The 15,467-nt window shown below is 59.7% G+C and carries 14 protein-coding genes; 11 read left to right on the top strand and 3 right to left on the bottom strand.

Annotated elements, in window-relative coordinates; genetic code table 11:
* Positions 1 to 125: 125 nt before the first annotated feature.
* From apaG to TU75_RS03465, 7 genes are all read left to right on the top strand, one after another.
* On the top strand, positions 126 to 506 hold the full coding sequence (apaG, locus tag TU75_RS03495; RefSeq protein WP_015373096.1) for a Co2+/Mg2+ efflux protein ApaG: 381 nt from the start codon (positions 126 to 128) through the stop codon (positions 504 to 506).
* Positions 506 to 1,339: a symmetrical bis(5'-nucleosyl)-tetraphosphatase gene (locus tag TU75_RS03490; RefSeq protein WP_060548211.1), complete on the top strand. Its 834-nt coding sequence runs from the start codon at positions 506 to 508 to the stop codon at positions 1,337 to 1,339. The genes apaG and TU75_RS03490 overlap by 1 nt, the downstream gene beginning before the upstream one ends.
* Before the next feature lie 10 nt (positions 1,340 to 1,349).
* On the top strand, positions 1,350 to 1,679 hold the full coding sequence (gene glpE / locus TU75_RS03485) for a thiosulfate sulfurtransferase GlpE (RefSeq protein WP_060548210.1): 330 nt from the start codon (positions 1,350 to 1,352) through the stop codon (positions 1,677 to 1,679).
* 284 nt (positions 1,680 to 1,963) lie between these two features.
* The gene (locus TU75_RS03480) at positions 1,964 to 3,886 is read left to right on the top strand and encodes a PrkA family serine protein kinase (protein WP_003232611.1); all 1,923 of its coding nucleotides are present in this window, start codon (positions 1,964 to 1,966) and stop codon (positions 3,884 to 3,886) included.
* Between the two features lie 104 nt (positions 3,887 to 3,990).
* Entirely contained in the window at positions 3,991 to 5,262 is a 1,272-nt protein-coding gene (locus TU75_RS03475) for a YeaH/YhbH family protein (protein WP_003232613.1), read from the top strand.
* Positions 5,259 to 6,824 carry a SpoVR family protein gene (locus TU75_RS03470; protein WP_003232614.1) on the top strand — a complete coding sequence of 522 codons (1,566 nt, stop codon included), beginning with the start codon at positions 5,259 to 5,261 and terminating at the stop codon, positions 6,822 to 6,824. Before TU75_RS03475 ends, TU75_RS03470 begins: the two co-directional genes overlap by 4 nt.
* A 63-nt stretch (positions 6,825 to 6,887) precedes the next feature.
* Positions 6,888 to 8,108 (top strand): multifunctional CCA addition/repair protein, encoded by a 1,221-nt coding sequence (locus TU75_RS03465; RefSeq protein WP_060548209.1) that lies wholly within the window; start codon positions 6,888 to 6,890, stop codon positions 8,106 to 8,108.
* An 18-nt stretch (positions 8,109 to 8,126) separates the two neighbouring features.
* Here the strand turns inward: TU75_RS03465 and folK are convergent, their stop codons facing one another.
* Entirely contained in the window at positions 8,127 to 8,645 is a 519-nt protein-coding gene (gene folK, locus TU75_RS03460) for a 2-amino-4-hydroxy-6-hydroxymethyldihydropteridine diphosphokinase (protein ID WP_060548208.1), read from the bottom strand.
* Positions 8,636 to 8,989 (bottom strand): dihydroneopterin aldolase, encoded by a 354-nt coding sequence (folB, locus tag TU75_RS03455; protein WP_003232620.1) that lies wholly within the window; start codon positions 8,987 to 8,989, stop codon positions 8,636 to 8,638. The genes folK and folB overlap by 10 nt, the downstream gene beginning before the upstream one ends.
* A gap of 74 nt (positions 8,990 to 9,063) precedes the next feature.
* Between folB and plsY the strand changes: the two genes are divergently transcribed.
* A complete protein-coding gene (gene plsY, locus TU75_RS03450) occupies positions 9,064 to 9,633 on the top strand; it encodes a glycerol-3-phosphate 1-O-acyltransferase PlsY (protein WP_060548207.1) in 570 nt (189 codons plus the stop codon).
* Positions 9,634 to 9,666: 33 nt separating this feature from the next.
* On the opposite strand, the gene tsaD is transcribed toward plsY, so the two are convergent.
* Complete coding sequence (tsaD, locus tag TU75_RS03445) at positions 9,667 to 10,692, bottom strand: tRNA (adenosine(37)-N6)-threonylcarbamoyltransferase complex transferase subunit TsaD (protein ID WP_003232625.1); 1,026 nt, start codon at positions 10,690 to 10,692, stop codon at positions 9,667 to 9,669.
* A gap of 203 nt (positions 10,693 to 10,895) precedes the next feature.
* On the opposite strand from tsaD, the gene rpsU reads away from it, so the two are divergent.
* The 3 genes from rpsU to rpoD all read left to right on the top strand — a co-directional run bounded on the left by rpsU (position 10,896) and on the right by rpoD (position 15,444).
* Positions 10,896 to 11,111, top strand: coding sequence for a 30S ribosomal protein S21 (rpsU, locus tag TU75_RS26230; RefSeq protein ID WP_002551877.1), 216 nt, complete (start codon positions 10,896 to 10,898; stop codon positions 11,109 to 11,111).
* 444 nt (positions 11,112 to 11,555) lie between these two features.
* Positions 11,556 to 13,526 (top strand): DNA primase, encoded by a 1,971-nt coding sequence (gene dnaG / locus TU75_RS03435; RefSeq protein ID WP_060548232.1) that lies wholly within the window; start codon positions 11,556 to 11,558, stop codon positions 13,524 to 13,526.
* A gap of 67 nt (positions 13,527 to 13,593) precedes the next feature.
* Positions 13,594 to 15,444, top strand: coding sequence for an RNA polymerase sigma factor RpoD (gene rpoD / locus TU75_RS03430; RefSeq protein WP_003232629.1), 1,851 nt, complete (start codon positions 13,594 to 13,596; stop codon positions 15,442 to 15,444).
* The last annotated feature ends 23 nt before the right edge of the window (positions 15,445 to 15,467 follow it).

The raw sequence follows: 15,467 nt of genomic DNA, 5'->3' as shown, positions 1-15,467 counted from the left end.
ATTGAACCCAGTGATGCCGGCAGATGTTCAAAGCCCCCGGAGAGCATGTCTGGCCTAGTGCCCTCCTCTTGGCCTAGACTGGTCCGCATCCGCTGTCCTCCGCTTTTGCTTTTAAGGCCTCTTGCATGTCCGATCCTCGCTACCAGATCGACGTCAGCGTCGTCACCCGCTTCCTGGCGGACCAATCCCAGCCCGAGCACAACCGCTTCGCCTTTGCCTACACCATCACGGTCAAGAACAACGGCCTGGTGCCGGCCAAGCTGCTGTCGCGCCATTGGGTGATTACCGACGGCGACGGCCAGGTCGAGGAAGTACGTGGCGCGGGCGTGGTCGGTCAGCAACCGTTGATCGACAGCGGCGCCAGCCACACCTACAGCAGCGGCACGGTGATGACCTCCAGGGTCGGCACCATGCAGGGCTCGTATCAGATGAAAGCCACCGACGGCCAGTTGTTCGACGCCATCATCAAGCCGTTTCGCCTCGCCGTGCCCGGTGCTTTGCACTGATGGCGACGTATGCGGTCGGCGACCTGCAGGGCTGCCTGGATCCCCTCAAGTGCCTGCTTGAGCGCGTGGCCTTTGACCCGGCGCAAGATCGCCTGTGGCTGGTGGGCGACCTGGTCAACCGCGGTCCGCAGTCCCTCGAAACCCTGCGCTATCTCCATGGCCTGCGCGACTCTCTGGTGTGCGTGCTGGGCAACCATGACCTGCACCTGCTGGCGGCCGGCCGTAACATCGAACGTCTGAAAAAGGGCGACACGCTGCGCGAAATCCTCGAAGCGCCGGACCGCGACGAGCTGCTGGAATGGGTGCGTAGGCAAAAAATCCTGCATTACGACCAAGCGCGCAACATGGCACTGGTGCATGCGGGAATCCCACCGCAGTGGACGCTGAAAAAAGCCCTCAAATACGCCGCCGAGGTCGAAATCGCCCTGGCCGACGATAACCTCTACACCGCCTACCTCGACGGCATGTACGGCAATGAACCGGTCAAATGGGACAATGACCTCATGGGCGTCGCACGCCTGCGGGTGATCACCAACTACTTCACGCGTATGCGCTTCTGCACCGCCGACGGCAAGCTGGACCTCAAGACCAAAGAAGGCGCCGACAGCGCGCCGCCGGGCTACAAGCCCTGGTTCGCCCACAAGGAACGCAAGACCCGCGACACGAAAATCATCTTTGGCCACTGGGCCGCCCTCGAAGGCCACTGCGACGAGCCCGACGTGTTTGCCCTTGATACTGGCTGCGTATGGGGCGGCGCCATGACCCTGATGAACATCGATTCCGGCGAGCGCTTCAGTTGCCGGTGCGAACCCACACTGCCCACCCAGCCCTAGGAGCCCCCCCATGAGCGAATTCAAACGTATCCCCCCTGAACAAGCGCAGGCCCTGCGCGAGCAAGGTGCCGTGGTGGTCGACATTCGTGATCCGTCGACGTATGCCGCCGCTCATATCAGCGGCGCGCAGCATGTGGATAACCACAACATTCAGGACTTCATCCGCGCCGCCGATCTCGATGCGCCGCTGATCGTGGCCTGCTACCACGGCAACTCCAGCCAGAGCGCCGCCGCTTACCTGGTGAGCCAGGGGTTCTCCGACGTCTATAGCCTGGACGGCGGCTTTGAGCTGTGGCGTACGGCCTATCCCGCAGAAATTTCTTCCGGCGATCCGCAATAATTTTTTTCACACCCCGCTACCCCGCGTGACGCTTGGGCTTGCGCCGTTTCTGACGAACGGCGCGGGCAAACTAATTACGCATCACGCCTTGACCTCCACGATTCCGAACTATCCTTAAGCGCAGGCCATCCAAATCAGGGGAGAGCCGGTACACCGGCGCACGGGTCATCGGTAGCGTTTCAGGGTGTTCTGGGGGGAAACAGCCATCGGCGTCTGCCAATGACTGCCAGCATCGACTGATTGATCCGGCGTCGGCTCCACGTATCGAGCGAGGTGACGACGTCATGAGTATCTTTAGCCACTTCCAACAACGCTTCGCGTCCACGCAGCAGGAAGAACTCACGCTTCAAGAGTATCTGGAGCTGTGCAAACAGGACCGCAGCACCTACGCATCGGCCGCCGAACGCCTGCTACTGGCGATCGGCGAGCCGGAGCTGGTGGAGACCGCCAACAACTCGCGCCTGTCGCGCATCTTCTCCAACAAGGTGATCCGCCGCTATCCGGCCTTTGAAGACTTCCACGGCATGGAAGAATGCATTGACCAGATCGTCTCCTATTTCCGCCATGCCGCCCAAGGCCTGGAAGAGAAGAAACAGATCCTCTACCTGCTCGGCCCGGTGGGCGGCGGTAAATCATCCCTCGCCGAAAAGCTCAAACAGTTGATCGAGAAGGTGCCCTTCTACGCCATCAAGGGCTCGCCGGTATTCGAATCCCCCCTGGGGTTATTCAACGCCACCGAAGATGGCGCGATTCTCGAAGAAGACTTCGGCATACCACGGCGTTACCTCAATACCATCATGTCGCCCTGGGCCACCAAGCGCCTGGCCGAGTTCGGTGGTGATATCAGCCAGTTCCGCGTGGTCAAGCTCTACCCGTCGATCCTCAACCAGATCGGGGTGGCCAAGACCGAGCCCGGCGACGAAAACAACCAGGATATTTCGGCGCTGGTGGGCAAGGTCGATATCCGCAAACTCGAGGAATTCCCGCAGAACGACGCCGACGCCTATAGCTACTCGGGCGCGCTGTGCCGGGCCAACCAGGGCCTGATGGAGTTCGTGGAAATGTTCAAGGCACCGATCAAGGTGCTTCACCCACTGCTCACCGCCACTCAGGAAGGTAACTACAACAGCACCGAGGGGCTGGGGGCGATTCCGTTCAACGGTATCCTGCTGGCCCACTCCAACGAATCGGAGTGGCATACCTTCCGCAACAACAAGAACAACGAAGCCTTTATCGACCGGATTTACATCGTCAAGGTGCCGTACTGCCTGCGCGTCAGCGACGAGATCAAGATCTACGACAAGCTGCTGTTCAACAGCTCCCTGTCCAAGGCCCATTGCGCGCCGGACACCCTGAAGATGCTCGCGCAGTTCACCGTGCTGTCGCGCCTCAAGGAGCCGGAAAACTCGAATATCTATTCGAAGATGCGCGTGTACGACGGCGAAAACCTCAAGGACACCGATCCGAAGGCCAAGTCGATTCAGGAATACCGCGACACGGCGGGTGTGGACGAGGGCATGAACGGTCTGTCGACGCGCTTTGCGTTCAAGATCTTGTCCAAGGTCTTCAACTTCGATCCCCACGAAATCGCTGCGAACCCGGTGCACCTGCTCTATGTGCTGGAACAGCAGATCGAACAGGAGCAGTTCCAGGCCGAAACCCGCGAGCGCTATTTGCGCTTTCTCAAGGAGTATCTGGCGCCGCGCTATATCGAGTTCATCGGCAAGGAAATCCAGACCGCGTACCTCGAATCCTACAGCGAGTATGGCCAGAACATCTTCGACCGCTACGTGCTGTACGCCGACTTCTGGATTCAGGATCAGGAATACCGCGACCCGGAAACCGGCGAAATCCTCAACCGCGTAGCCCTCAACGAGGAGCTGGAAAAAATCGAAAAACCGGCCGGTATCAGCAATCCGAAGGATTTCCGCAACGAAATCGTCAACTTCGTGCTGCGTGCCCGCGCCAACAACAATGGCAAGAACCCCACCTGGCTCAGCTACGAGAAGCTGCGCGTGGTCATCGAGAAGAAAATGTTCTCCAACACCGAGGACCTGTTGCCGGTCATCAGCTTCAACGCCAAGGCCAGCAAGGAGGATCAGCAAAAACACAACGACTTCGTCACACGCATGGTCGAGCGAGGCTATACCGACAAGCAGGTACGGCTGCTGTCGGAATGGTACCTACGGGTCCGGAAATCGCAGTGAGAGAAATAGCTGCAAGCTTCTAGCTGCAAGCTGCAAGAGAACAGCGCACGCCGCTCCAACTTGCCGCTTGCCGCTTACGACTTGAAGCTCCCCGGAGGGGCCCCATGAGCTATGTGATCGACCGACGCCTCAATGGCAAGAACAAGAGCACGGTAAACCGCCAGCGTTTCCTGCGGCGTTACCGTGACCACATCAAAAAGGCCGTGGAAGAAGCGGTCAGCCGCCGCTCCATCACCGATATGGAGCATGGCGAGCAGATCAGCATTCCCGGTCGGGACATCGACGAACCGGTGCTGCATCACGGGCGCGGCGGCAAACAGACGGTCGTGCACCCCGGCAACAAGGAGTTCACCACCGGCGAACACATCCAGCGGCCTCAAGGTGGCGGTGGCGGCAAGGGTGCGGGAAAGGCCGGCAACTCTGGCGAAGGCATGGACGAGTTCGTGTTCCAGATCACCCAGGAAGAATTCCTCGAATTCATGTTCGAGGATTTGGAACTGCCCAATCTGGTCAAACGCAACCTCACCGGCACCGACACCTTCAAGACCGTGCGCGCGGGGATCAGCAACGAGGGCAACCCGTCGCGCATCAATATCATCCGCACCCTGCGCTCAGCCCATGCACGGCGCATCGCTCTCTCCGGCAGCAGCCGCGCCAAACTGAGGGAGGCCAAGGAAGAACTGGCGCGGCTCAAACGCGAAGAACCGGACAATTTCGGCGATATCCAGCAGATCGAGGCGGAAATAGAGAAACTCAGCGCGCGTATTCATCGCGTGCCTTTTCTCGACACCTTCGACTTGAAATACAACCTGTTGGTGAAGCAACCCAACCCCAGCTCCAAGGCCGTGATGTTTTGCCTGATGGACGTGTCCGGCTCCATGACACAGGCCACCAAGGACATTGCCAAGCGCTTCTTTATCCTGCTGTACCTGTTTCTGAAGCGGAACTACGACAAGATCGACGTGGTATTCATCCGTCACCACACCAGTGCCCGGGAAGTGGACGAGGAAGAGTTCTTCTACTCGCGGGAAACCGGCGGCACCATCGTGTCCAGCGCGCTGAAGTTGATGCAGGAGATCATGGCAGAGCGCTATCCGGCCAATGAGTGGAACATTTACGCGGCCCAAGCCTCCGACGGTGACAACTGGAACGATGACTCGCCAATCTGCCGCGACATTCTGATCAACCAGATCATGCCGTTCGTGCAGTACTACACCTACGTCGAAATTACCCCCCGTGAGCACCAGGCCCTGTGGTTCGAATATGAGCGCATCGGCGACGCCTTTGCCGACACATTCGCCCAGCAGCAACTGGTCTCGGCCGGCGATATCTACCCGGTCTTCCGTGAACTCTTCCAGCGCAGGTTAGTGACATGACCGCCAAAAAAGAGACTAGGCGCCAACCTCTTTCCACTGGGTCCGAGTGGACCTTCGAACTGATCCAGGCCTATGACCGGGAAATCAGCCGTATTGCGGCCGGTTATGCGCTGGACACCTACCCCAACCAGATCGAAGTGATCACCGCCGAACAGATGATGGATGCCTATGCCTCGGTGGGCATGCCGCTGGGCTACCACCACTGGTCCTACGGCAAACACTTCCTCAGCACCGAGAAATCCTACACGCGGGGCCAGATGGGCCTGGCCTACGAGATCGTGATCAATTCAGACCCGTGCATCGCCTACCTGATGGAAGAAAACACCATCTGTATGCAGGCGCTGGTGGTGGCCCATGCCTGCTACGGGCATAACAGCTTCTTCAAGGGCAACTACTTGTTCCGCACCTGGACCGATGCCAGCTCGATCATCGATTACCTGGTGTTCGCCAAGCAATACATCATGCAGTGCGAGGAGCGTCACGGCATCGATGCGGTGGAAGACCTGCTCGACTCCTGCCATGCATTGATGAATTACGGGGTCGACCGCTACAAACGCCCCTATCCGATTTCCGCCGAGGAAGAACGCCTGCGCCAGGCGGAGCGCGAGGAGCATCTGCAGAAGCAGATCAACGACCTGTGGCGCACCATTCCTAAAAAGGCCGGCAAAAACAGCGACAAGGACAATGCACGCTTCCCCGCCGAACCACAGGAAAACATCCTCTATTTTCTGGAAAAACATGCGCCGCTGCTCGAACCCTGGCAGCGCGAAATTGTGCGTATCGTGCGCAAGATCGCGCAATATTTTTATCCACAGCGCCAGACCCAAGTGATGAATGAAGGCTGGGCAACGTTCTGGCACTACACCCTGATGAACGATCTGTACGACGAAGGCCTGGTCACTGACGGCTTCATGATGGAATTCCTCACCTCCCACACCAGCGTGGTGTTCCAGCCCGGCTTCGACAGCCCTTATTACAGCGGCATCAACCCTTACGCCCTGGGCTTCGCGATGTACCGTGACATACGGCGCATGTGCGAACACCCCACGGAGGAGGATCGCCGCTGGTTCCCGGAAATAGCCGGCAGCGATTGGCTATCGACCATCAAGTTCGCCATGAGCAGCTTCAAGGACGAGAGTTTTATCCTGCAGTATCTGTCGCCTCAGGTGATCCGCGATCTCAAGCTCTTCAGCATCATGGATGACGACCTCAAGGACGACCTGGTGGTGCCAGCCATCCACGATGAACCCGGCTACCGCACCATCCGCGAAACCCTGGCGGCGCAGTACAACCTGGGCAACCGCGAGCCCAACGTGCAGATCTACAGCATTGATGTGCGCGGTGATCGCTCGCTGACCCTGCGCCACCAGCAGCACGATCGCAAACCCCTGGGCGAATCCACCGAAGAAGTACTCAAGCACTTGCACCGGCTGTGGGGCTTCGACATTCACCTGGAAACCCTGCAAGGCGACCAGGTGATGAAAACCCATCATGTACCACCGCGCAGCGATCACGGCGATGGCGACTATGGCCGTCTGGATTTGTCCGTGGTCCATCTCTGAAACGGCAAAGCCTCCATTGGCCAGGCACAGGCGGTATCCTGTGGCGCTAATGGAGGCTTTTTCATGAAAATCTACAAAGTCGGCGGCGCCGTACGCGACCGCTTGCTGGGCATCAAGGTCACCGACATCGACCGCGTGGTGGTTGGTGCAACCGCCGAAGAAATGCTCGCCAAGGGCTACAAACCGGTGGGCGCGGACTTTCCGGTATTCCTCGACCCGAACAACGGCGACGAGTACGCCCTGGCCCGCACTGAACGCAAGAGTGGCCGGGGCTATGGCGGCTTTGTGTTTCACGCCAGCCCCGACGTGACGCTGGAGGAAGACCTGATCCGCCGCGACCTGACGATCAACGCCATGGCGGAGGACGACGACGGCCATGTGATCGACCCGTATCACGGCGAGCGCGACTTGCAAGCACGGGTTCTTCGCCACGTTTCACCTGCGTTCGCCGAAGATCCGTTACGTGTGCTGCGGGTAGCGCGCTTTGCCGCCCGTTACGCGCCCCTGGGTTTTACCGTGGCGCCGCAGACCCTGGAACTGATGCGCCAACTCAGCGAATCCGGCGAACTGGAAGCGCTGACGCCTGAACGCAGTTGGAAAGAAATTTCCCGTGCACTGATGGAAGATCAGCCTCAGGTCTTTATTCAGGTGCTGCGCGACTGCAACGCGCTGAAAACTTTAATGCCGGAAGTGGACGCCCTGTTTGGCGTGCCGCAGCCTGCAGCCCATCACCCCGAAATCGACACGGGGGTGCACACCTTGGGTGTGCTGGAACAGGCTGCCGTGCATCAGCAACCCCTGACGGTACGCTGGGCCTGCCTGCTGCACGACCTGGGCAAGGGCGCCACGCCTGTGGATAAGTTGCCGCAGCACATTGCCCATGAACAGCGAGGTTTGAAGCTGATCAAGGCAGTGAACGAACGCTTCAAGGTGCCGAGGGATTGCCAGGAGCTGGCATTGCTGGTTGGCCAATATCACACTCACGGCCACCGAGCGCTGGAGCTCAAAGCCTCGACGTTACTGGAGTTGCTGCAAAGTTTTGATGTTTACCGCAGGCCACAGCGCTTTGAAGAGTTTGTGGTGAGCTGTGAAATGGATGCGCGGGGTCGCACGGGGCTGGAACAGAGAAGTTATCCACAAGCGGACTATTTGCGCGGCGCAGCGAAAGCGGCGCGCGAGGTGCCAGTGGCGCCGCTGCTGGAAAAAGGCTTCAAAGGCCCGCAACTGGGCGAGGCACTCAAGCGCGAACGCCTCAAGGCACTGCAGGCCTATAAATCACTGTAGACGCGAGCTTGCTCGCGCCTATAGGAGGGCGTCTGGCGTCAGTTGCTGGCCTTGCCACTCGAGGCCGACAGGCGCCAGCACCTGGTCGATCTGTGCATCGCGCCACAGCTCGGCCAGGGTCTTGCGGGCCAGCGGATGCACACGATCCGGCGCCATCATCGACAGCGGCCAAAGCACGAAGGCGTTGGTGAGGATCTCTGCGCGCGGCAGGACCAAGCCTTCAAAATCACCCACCAGCTCGCCATACAACAGCACGTCGATATCCAGCGGCAGCCCTTTGCGGTCGGGTGCATAGCGGCCGTTTTCGGCCTCGATGAATTTCAGCCTGCGGTCCAGCTCCTTCAGCGGCAGGTCGGTATACGCCGACACCACCAGGTTGAAAAACGGCCCGCTCTTGATGCCAACCGGCTGGCTTTCAAACACGGCCGAGCAACGCATCCCGGTCAGAAAACCCGCCAATGCATCCAGCCCGGCGCGCAAACGAGGCTCACGCTCGATATTGCTGCCAAGGCCTAGGTAAACCTGAGTCAGCGACATCCGCGCTCGATCTCCACGCCCACGCCCCTGGCGGCCGGTACGGCGCCTGGCTTGGTCAACTTGAGGTGCAACCAGGGAATCTGAAACTCACTCATCAGTACTTGCGCAAGGCGTTCGGCGAAGGTTTCCACCAGTTGGTACTGGGACTCGTCGGCAAAGGCCTGGATGCGCGCGGACACGCTGGCGTAATCCAGCGCCAGGGTCAGGTCGTCACCGGCTGCGGCCGGGCGATTGTCCCAGGCGAAGCTCAGGTCCAGGCGCAAGCATTGCTTGATGCCGCGCTCCCAGTCGTAGGCGCCGATCACCGTGTCGACTTCCAGGCCTTCGATAAACACTCTGTCCAAGCACTCTTCTCCGCAGCACGACAAGGGCGCGATGCCCCGTTAGAATCAGGGCGTCCTCGCCCGGAATAGTTAGCATGTTTTGGTCACTGGCGATTTTCGCCTACCTGCTCGGCTCGCTGTCCTTCGCCATTTTGCTCAGCCGCCTGACGGGCAATCCCGATCCGCGAATGAGTGGCTCAGGCAATGCCGGCGCCACCAATATGTTGCGTTTGGCCGGCAAGAAACTTGCCGTATTGACCCTGCTGGGCGACGTCTGCAAGGGCGTGGTGCCCGTGCTGATCGCCAGCCTCGCCGGTCTGACCCTGCAACAGCAGGCCTGGGTGGGCGTATGCGCCGTCCTGGGCCATCTGTTTCCACTGTACTTTCGCTTTCGCGGCGGCAAAGGCGTCGCCACGGCGGCCGGCATGCTGCTGGGAATCTACCCTCCAGCAGCATTGCTGGCCATCGTGGCCTGGCTGCTGGCGTTCTACCTGACCCGCACCAGCTCGCTGGCCGCGCTGATCGCCACGCCGCTCACCCTGCCGCTGCTAGCCTGGCAGGCACCGGCAGCGTTGTTGCCGATGAGCGTGCTGACGCTGCTGATCGTCTGGCGCCACCGCGGCAATCTACGCGACCTGTTTGCCGGGCGCGAACGGCATTTTTAAATACGCCCGCTGAACCCGGCTCACGCGCAAGCCTCACAACGGTGACAGCTGCTCCATCGGCCAGCGCGCCTGCACGCTGATCGCCAGGCTTTCATGCTGCCCGGCCTGCAGGCGCTGGCAGCCCGCGTAGGCGATCATCGCGCCATTGTCGGTGCAGAACTCGGGGCGCGCATAGAACACTTCGCCTTTCATGTCTGCGAGCATTTTTTCCAGCGAAGCGCGCAAGGCCTTGTTGGCGCTGACGCCGCCAGCGATCACCAGGCGCTGCATGCCCGCCTGCTTGAGCGCGCGCTTGCACTTGATAGTCAAAGTCTCCACCACGGCCTGCTGGAATGCCAGAGCGATGTCGCAACGGGCTTGCTCACTGTCGTCCCCGGCGCTGACGCTGTGTTGCCAGGTGTTGAGCGCCGAGGTTTTCAAGCCGCTGAAGCTGAACATCAGCCCCGGACGATCACACATCGGACGCGGGAATGTGTAGCGACCGGCCAAACCCTTTTCGGCCAGACGCGCGATTTCCGGGCCACCAGGATAATTGAGGCCCATCATCTTGGCGGTCTTGTCGAACGCTTCACCGGCAGCATCGTCCAGGGACTCGCCCAACAGGGTGTATTGACCGATCCCATCGACCTGAACCAGCTGCGTATGGCCGCCCGACACCAACAAAGCGACGAACGGAAACTGTGGTGGTGTTTTTTCCAGCATGGGGGCCAGTAAATGGCCTTCCATGTGGTGCACACCGAGGGCGGGAATGCCCCAGGCAAACGCCAGCGCCTGGGCGCAAGAAGCCCCAACCAGAAGGGCTCCAACCAATCCGGGGCCGGCGGTGTAGGCGATGGCATCGATCTCGGTCGGCACACAGCCAGCCTCGTCCAGCACTTGGCGGATCAACGGCAGCATGCGCTTGACGTGATCGCGGCTGGCGAGCTCCGGCACTACGCCGCCATAGGCACGGTGCAGGTCGATCTGACTGAACAGTGCATCGGCCAAAAGCCCGCGTTCACTGTCGTAAAGTGCGACACCGGTTTCGTCGCAGGAGGTTTCAAGTCCCAGTACTAGCATGGGTTTGCGCCTTGTAGAGGCTGAATTCGAAGGCGCGCATAATAGTCGCCACTCCCCCTCCCGCCTAGCGGTTTTCGATCAGAGGCTTTGCATTCCGAGCAATGAGGGGTTAACATCCGCAACCCTTAAAAACCGACGACCTCAGCCGCGAATTTTTTGCGACGAGAACGTTGAATCCCGGTAATGAAAGAAGGTAGCTCTGGATGCCAGCCGTCAAAGTAAAAGAGAACGAACCCTTCGACGTAGCTCTGCGTCGTTTCAAGCGCTCCTGCGAAAAAGCCGGTGTTCTGGCTGAAGTTCGTAGCCGCGAATTTTATGAGAAGCCAACTTCTGAGCGTAAGCGCAAGGCAGCAGCCGCTGTTAAGCGTCACGCCAAGAAAGTTCAGCGCGAACAGCGCCGCGCCGTTCGTCTGTACTAATACACAGACGTTCGTAGCAAGCTTCTGCCAAGCCCGGCCCTCAGCCGGGCTGTTGGCATTTGCGGATATCGCTTGATGCTTCACTGTTGACGCCGCACACGCGACCGATACAACCGCTTCACACGTCAGGACTGGCTCTTTTGCCAGCGGTGCGCGTCTCTTCTGACGAGCCTAACAAGGCTACTGACGAGCACACTTATTCTTCAAACAGACGATCAACCGTGTCGGCTGTGCCCATTGACGAGTTCCGAGGCCGCCCACAGGCCAAGACCGGATACCGGGGCAACATTTCCATGCCGACTCCTGATAGAAACTTAACGTCAGAGAATATTCGGCAGATACACTTCCTGACAATCCATGCAGACGTAAGCGAGTCGAGCACGCGATAGCCGCGCTTGAACACTTTATGGACCCCGATTGACACGCAGTGATGACGAGAACGCCATGGCCGGGCTGATTCCCCAGAGCTTTATTGACGACCTTCTGAACCGCACCGACATCGTCGATGTTGTCAGCTCACGCGTGCAATTGAAAAAAGCCGGAAAGAACTACACCGCCTGCTGCCCGTTCCACAAGGAAAAGACCCCGTCGTTCAGCGTCAGCCCCGACAAGCAGTTCTACTATTGCTTCGGCTGCGGCGCAGGCGGCAACGCCCTCGGTTTCCTCATGGACCACGACAACCTGGATTTCCCCCAGGCAATCGAGGACCTGGCCAAAGCCGCCGGCATGGAAGTCCCCCGCGAAGAAAGCGGTCGCCCGCACAAACCGCGCCAGCCCACCGACTCGCCGCTGTATCCGCTGCTGACCGCTGCCGCCGACTTTTATCGTCAGGCGCTCAAGAGCCATCCGCAACGCAAGGCCGCCGTCGACTACCTCAAGGGCCGCGGCCTCACCGGCGAAATCGCCCGTGACTTTGGCCTGGGCTTCGCGCCACCCGGCTGGGACAACCTGTACAAGCACTTGAGCAGCGATACGCTCCAGCAAAAAGCCATGATCGATGCCGGCCTGCTGGTGGAGAACGCCGAAACCGGCAAGCGCTACGACCGCTTCCGCGACCGCGTGATGTTCCCCATTCGCGACAGCCGTGGTCGCATCATCGCCTTTGGTGGGCGCGTGCTGGGCGACGACAAGCCCAAATACCTGAACTCACCGGAAACCCCGGTGTTCCACAAGGGCCAGGAACTCTATGGCCTGTATGAAGCACGCAAGAACAATCGCAACCTCGATGAGATCATCGTGGTTGAAGGCTATATGGACGTGATCGCCCTGGCCCAGCAAGGTTTGCGCAACGCCGTGGCAACCCTCGGCACAGCCACCAGCGAAGAACACCTCAAGCGTCTGTTTCGCGTAGTACCCAGCGTGCTGTTCTGTTTCGATGGTGACCAGGCCGGCCGCAACGCCGCCTGGCGCGCCCTCGAAGCCACGTTGTCGAGCCTGCAGGACGGGCGCCGCGCGCGCTTCCTGTTCCTGCCCGAAGGCGAGGACCCGGACACTCTGGTACGCGCCGAGGGCACCGACGCATTCCGTGCGCGCATCAACCAGCATGCCCAGCCATTGGCTGATTATTTCTTCCAGCAGCTGACCGAGGAAGCCGACCCGCGCTCCCTTGAGGGCAAGGCCCACATGGCCACCCTCGCCGCGCCACTGATCGACAAGGTTCCGGGCGCCAACCTGCGCACCCTGATGCGTCAACGGCTGCTGGAAATCACCGGCCTGAGTGGCGAGGCCGTCAGCCAACTGGTGCACAGCGCGCCGCAAAACGCGCCACCGGCCTATGACCCGGGCATGGACTACGATGCCATGCCGGACTACGCCGACTTTCACCAGCCGCAGGACGCCCATGCGCCGCAGCAGGACTGGACGCCAAAGAAACCCGGCGCTGGCGGCAAGAAATGGGAAAAGAAACCCTGGAGCAAGAATTTCAAGCGCGGTGATCGCGACGAGGCTTATGCCCCCCGAACTCCGGTCGCCGTCGAAGCCCCTACGCTGATTGCCCTGCGCACGCTCATCCATCACCCGGAACTGGCGGGCAGGGTTGAAAGTGCCGAGCATTTTGCCAACGAGAGCAACACGTACGCTCAGGTGCTGATTGCCCTGATCGAAGCCGTGCAGAAAAATCCTAAGCTAAACTCCATCCAGCTGATGGCTCGCTGGCATGGCACCGAACAGGGCCGTTTGTTGAAAGCACTCGCGGAAAAGGAGTGGCTAATTGACGGCGATAACCTTGAACAACAGTTTTTAGACACCATTACTAGGTTATCCGCGGGTCAGCATACGCAGACCCTCGATGAGCTCATCAAGAGAGCCAGGCAGCCAGGATTGTCGGCTGAAGAGCAAATTCAGATAGCAAAACAGATGCGCGACCTATTAAAACAGAATGTTTCAGCATCTAACCCGACCTCAGCTGGCGTGTGAGGTCATAGCTCGGGTATAATCCTCGGCTTGTTTTTTGCCCGCCAAGACCTTCAGTGGATAGGGTGTTATGTCCGGAAAAGCGCAACAGCAGTCTCGTATCAAAGAGTTGATCACCCTTGGTCGTGAGCAGAAGTATCTGACTTACGCAGAGGTCAACGACCACCTGCCTGAGGATATTTCAGATCCCGAGCAGGTGGAAGACATCATCCGCATGATCAATGACATGGGGATCCCCGTACACGAGAGTGCTCCGGATGCGGACGCCCTTATGTTGGCCGACGCCGATACCGACGAGGCAGCCGCTGAAGAAGCCGCTGCCGCGCTGGCTGCGGTGGAGACCGACATCGGTCGCACGACTGACCCTGTGCGCATGTATATGCGTGAAATGGGCACCGTCGAGTTGCTGACGCGTGAAGGCGAAATCGAAATCGCCAAGCGCATTGAAGAGGGCATCCGTGAAGTGATGGGCGCAATCGCGCACTTCCCTGGCACGGTTGACCACATTCTCTCCGAGTACACTCGCGTCACCACCGAAGGTGGCCGCCTGTCCGATGTCCTGAGCGGTTATATCGACCCGGACGACGGCATTGCGCCACCTGCTGCCGAAGTACCGCCGCCGGTCGATCCGAAAGCCCCTAAAGCGGACGACGAGACCGAAGACGACGACGCTGAAGCCAGCAGCGACGACGAAGACGAAGTCGAAAGCGGCCCGGATCCGGTCATCGCTGCCCAGCGTTTTGGTGCGGTTTCCGATCAAATGGAAATCACCCGAAAGGCTCTGAAGAAGCATGGTCGCTCCAACAAGCAGGCAATTGCCGAGCTGTTGGCCCTTGCCGAGCTGTTCATGCCGATCAAGCTGGTGCCCAAGCAATTCGAAGGCCTGGTTGAGCGCGTTCGCAGCGCCCTTGAGCGTCTGCGTGCACAAGAGCGCGCAATCATGCAGCTGTGTGTGCGTGACGCACGCATGCCGCGCACCGACTTCCTGCGCCAGTTCCCGGGCAACGAAGTTGACGAAAGCTGGACCGACGCGCTGGCCAAGGGCAAGGCGAAATACGCCGAAGCCATTGGTCGCCTGCAGCCCGATATCATCCGCTGCCAGCAGAAGCTGACCGCGCTTGAGACCGAGACCGGTCTGACGATTGCCGAGATCAAGGACATCAACCGTCGCATGTCGATCGGTGAGGCCAAGGCCCGCCGCGCGAAGAAAGAAATGGTTGAAGCCAACTTGCGTCTGGTGATCTCCATCGCCAAGAAGTACACCAACCGTGGCTTGCAATTCCTCGATCTGATCCAGGAAGGCAACATCGGCTTGATGAAGGCTGTGGACAAGTTCGAATACCGTCGCGGCTACAAGTTCTCGACCTATGCCACCTGGTGGATCCGTCAGGCGATCACTCGCTCGATCGCCGACCAGGCACGCACCATCCGTATTCCGGTGCACATGATCGAGACGATCAACAAGCTCAACCGCATTTCCCGGCAGATGTTGCAGGAAATGGGTCGCGAACCGACCCCGGAAGAGCTGGGCGAACGCATGGAAATGCCTGAGGATAAAATCCGCAAGGTACTGAAGATCGCCAAAGAGCCGATCTCCATGGAAACCCCGATTGGTGATGACGAAGACTCCCATCTGGGTGACTTCATCGAAGACTCGACCATGCAGTCGCCAATCGATGTCGCCACTGTTGAGAGCCTTAAGGAAGCGACGCGCGACGTACTGTCCGGCCTCACTGCCCGTGAAGCCAAGGTACTGCGCATGCGTTTCGGCATCGACATGAATACCGACCACACCCTTGAGGAAGTCGGTAAGCAGTTTGACGTGACCCGCGAGCGGATCCGTCAGATCGAAGCCAAGGCGCTGCGCAAGTTGCGCCACCCGACACGAAGCGAGCATCTGCGCTCCTTCCTCGACGAGTGATACCAGAACCCCCGGCCCAGGCC

This window comes from Pseudomonas poae (assembly GCF_001439785.1).
Classification (GTDB): Bacteria; Pseudomonadota; Gammaproteobacteria; order Pseudomonadales; family Pseudomonadaceae; genus Aquipseudomonas; species Aquipseudomonas poae.
Note: the sequence above shows the minus strand (reverse complement) of the source record. Positions and strands in the feature narration are given on the sequence as shown.

Bases quoted from the DNA above. Each gene is read 5' to 3' on its own strand.
- rpsU (WP_002551877.1), top strand. From the start codon at position 10,896: ATGCCAGCCGTCAAAGTAAAAGAGAACGAACCCTTCGACGTAGCTCTG.
- apaG (WP_015373096.1), top strand. From the start codon at position 126: ATGTCCGATCCTCGCTACCAGATCGACGTCAGCGTCGTCACCCGCTTC.
- rpoD (WP_003232629.1), top strand. From the start codon at position 13,594: ATGTCCGGAAAAGCGCAACAGCAGTCTCGTATCAAAGAGTTGATCACC.
- TU75_RS03465 (WP_060548209.1), top strand. From the start codon at position 6,888: ATGAAAATCTACAAAGTCGGCGGCGCCGTACGCGACCGCTTGCTGGGC.
- TU75_RS03490 (WP_060548211.1), top strand. From the start codon at position 506: ATGGCGACGTATGCGGTCGGCGACCTGCAGGGCTGCCTGGATCCCCTC.
- dnaG (WP_060548232.1), top strand. From the start codon at position 11,556: ATGGCCGGGCTGATTCCCCAGAGCTTTATTGACGACCTTCTGAACCGC.
- folK (WP_060548208.1), bottom strand. From the start codon at position 8,645: ATGTCGCTGACTCAGGTTTACCTAGGCCTTGGCAGCAATATCGAGCGT.
- plsY (WP_060548207.1), top strand. From the start codon at position 9,064: ATGTTTTGGTCACTGGCGATTTTCGCCTACCTGCTCGGCTCGCTGTCC.
- TU75_RS03480 (WP_003232611.1), top strand. From the start codon at position 1,964: ATGAGTATCTTTAGCCACTTCCAACAACGCTTCGCGTCCACGCAGCAG.
- TU75_RS03475 (WP_003232613.1), top strand. From the start codon at position 3,991: ATGAGCTATGTGATCGACCGACGCCTCAATGGCAAGAACAAGAGCACG.
- TU75_RS03470 (WP_003232614.1), top strand. From the start codon at position 5,259: ATGACCGCCAAAAAAGAGACTAGGCGCCAACCTCTTTCCACTGGGTCC.
- glpE (WP_060548210.1), top strand. From the start codon at position 1,350: ATGAGCGAATTCAAACGTATCCCCCCTGAACAAGCGCAGGCCCTGCGC.
- tsaD (WP_003232625.1), bottom strand. From the start codon at position 10,692: ATGCTAGTACTGGGACTTGAAACCTCCTGCGACGAAACCGGTGTCGCA.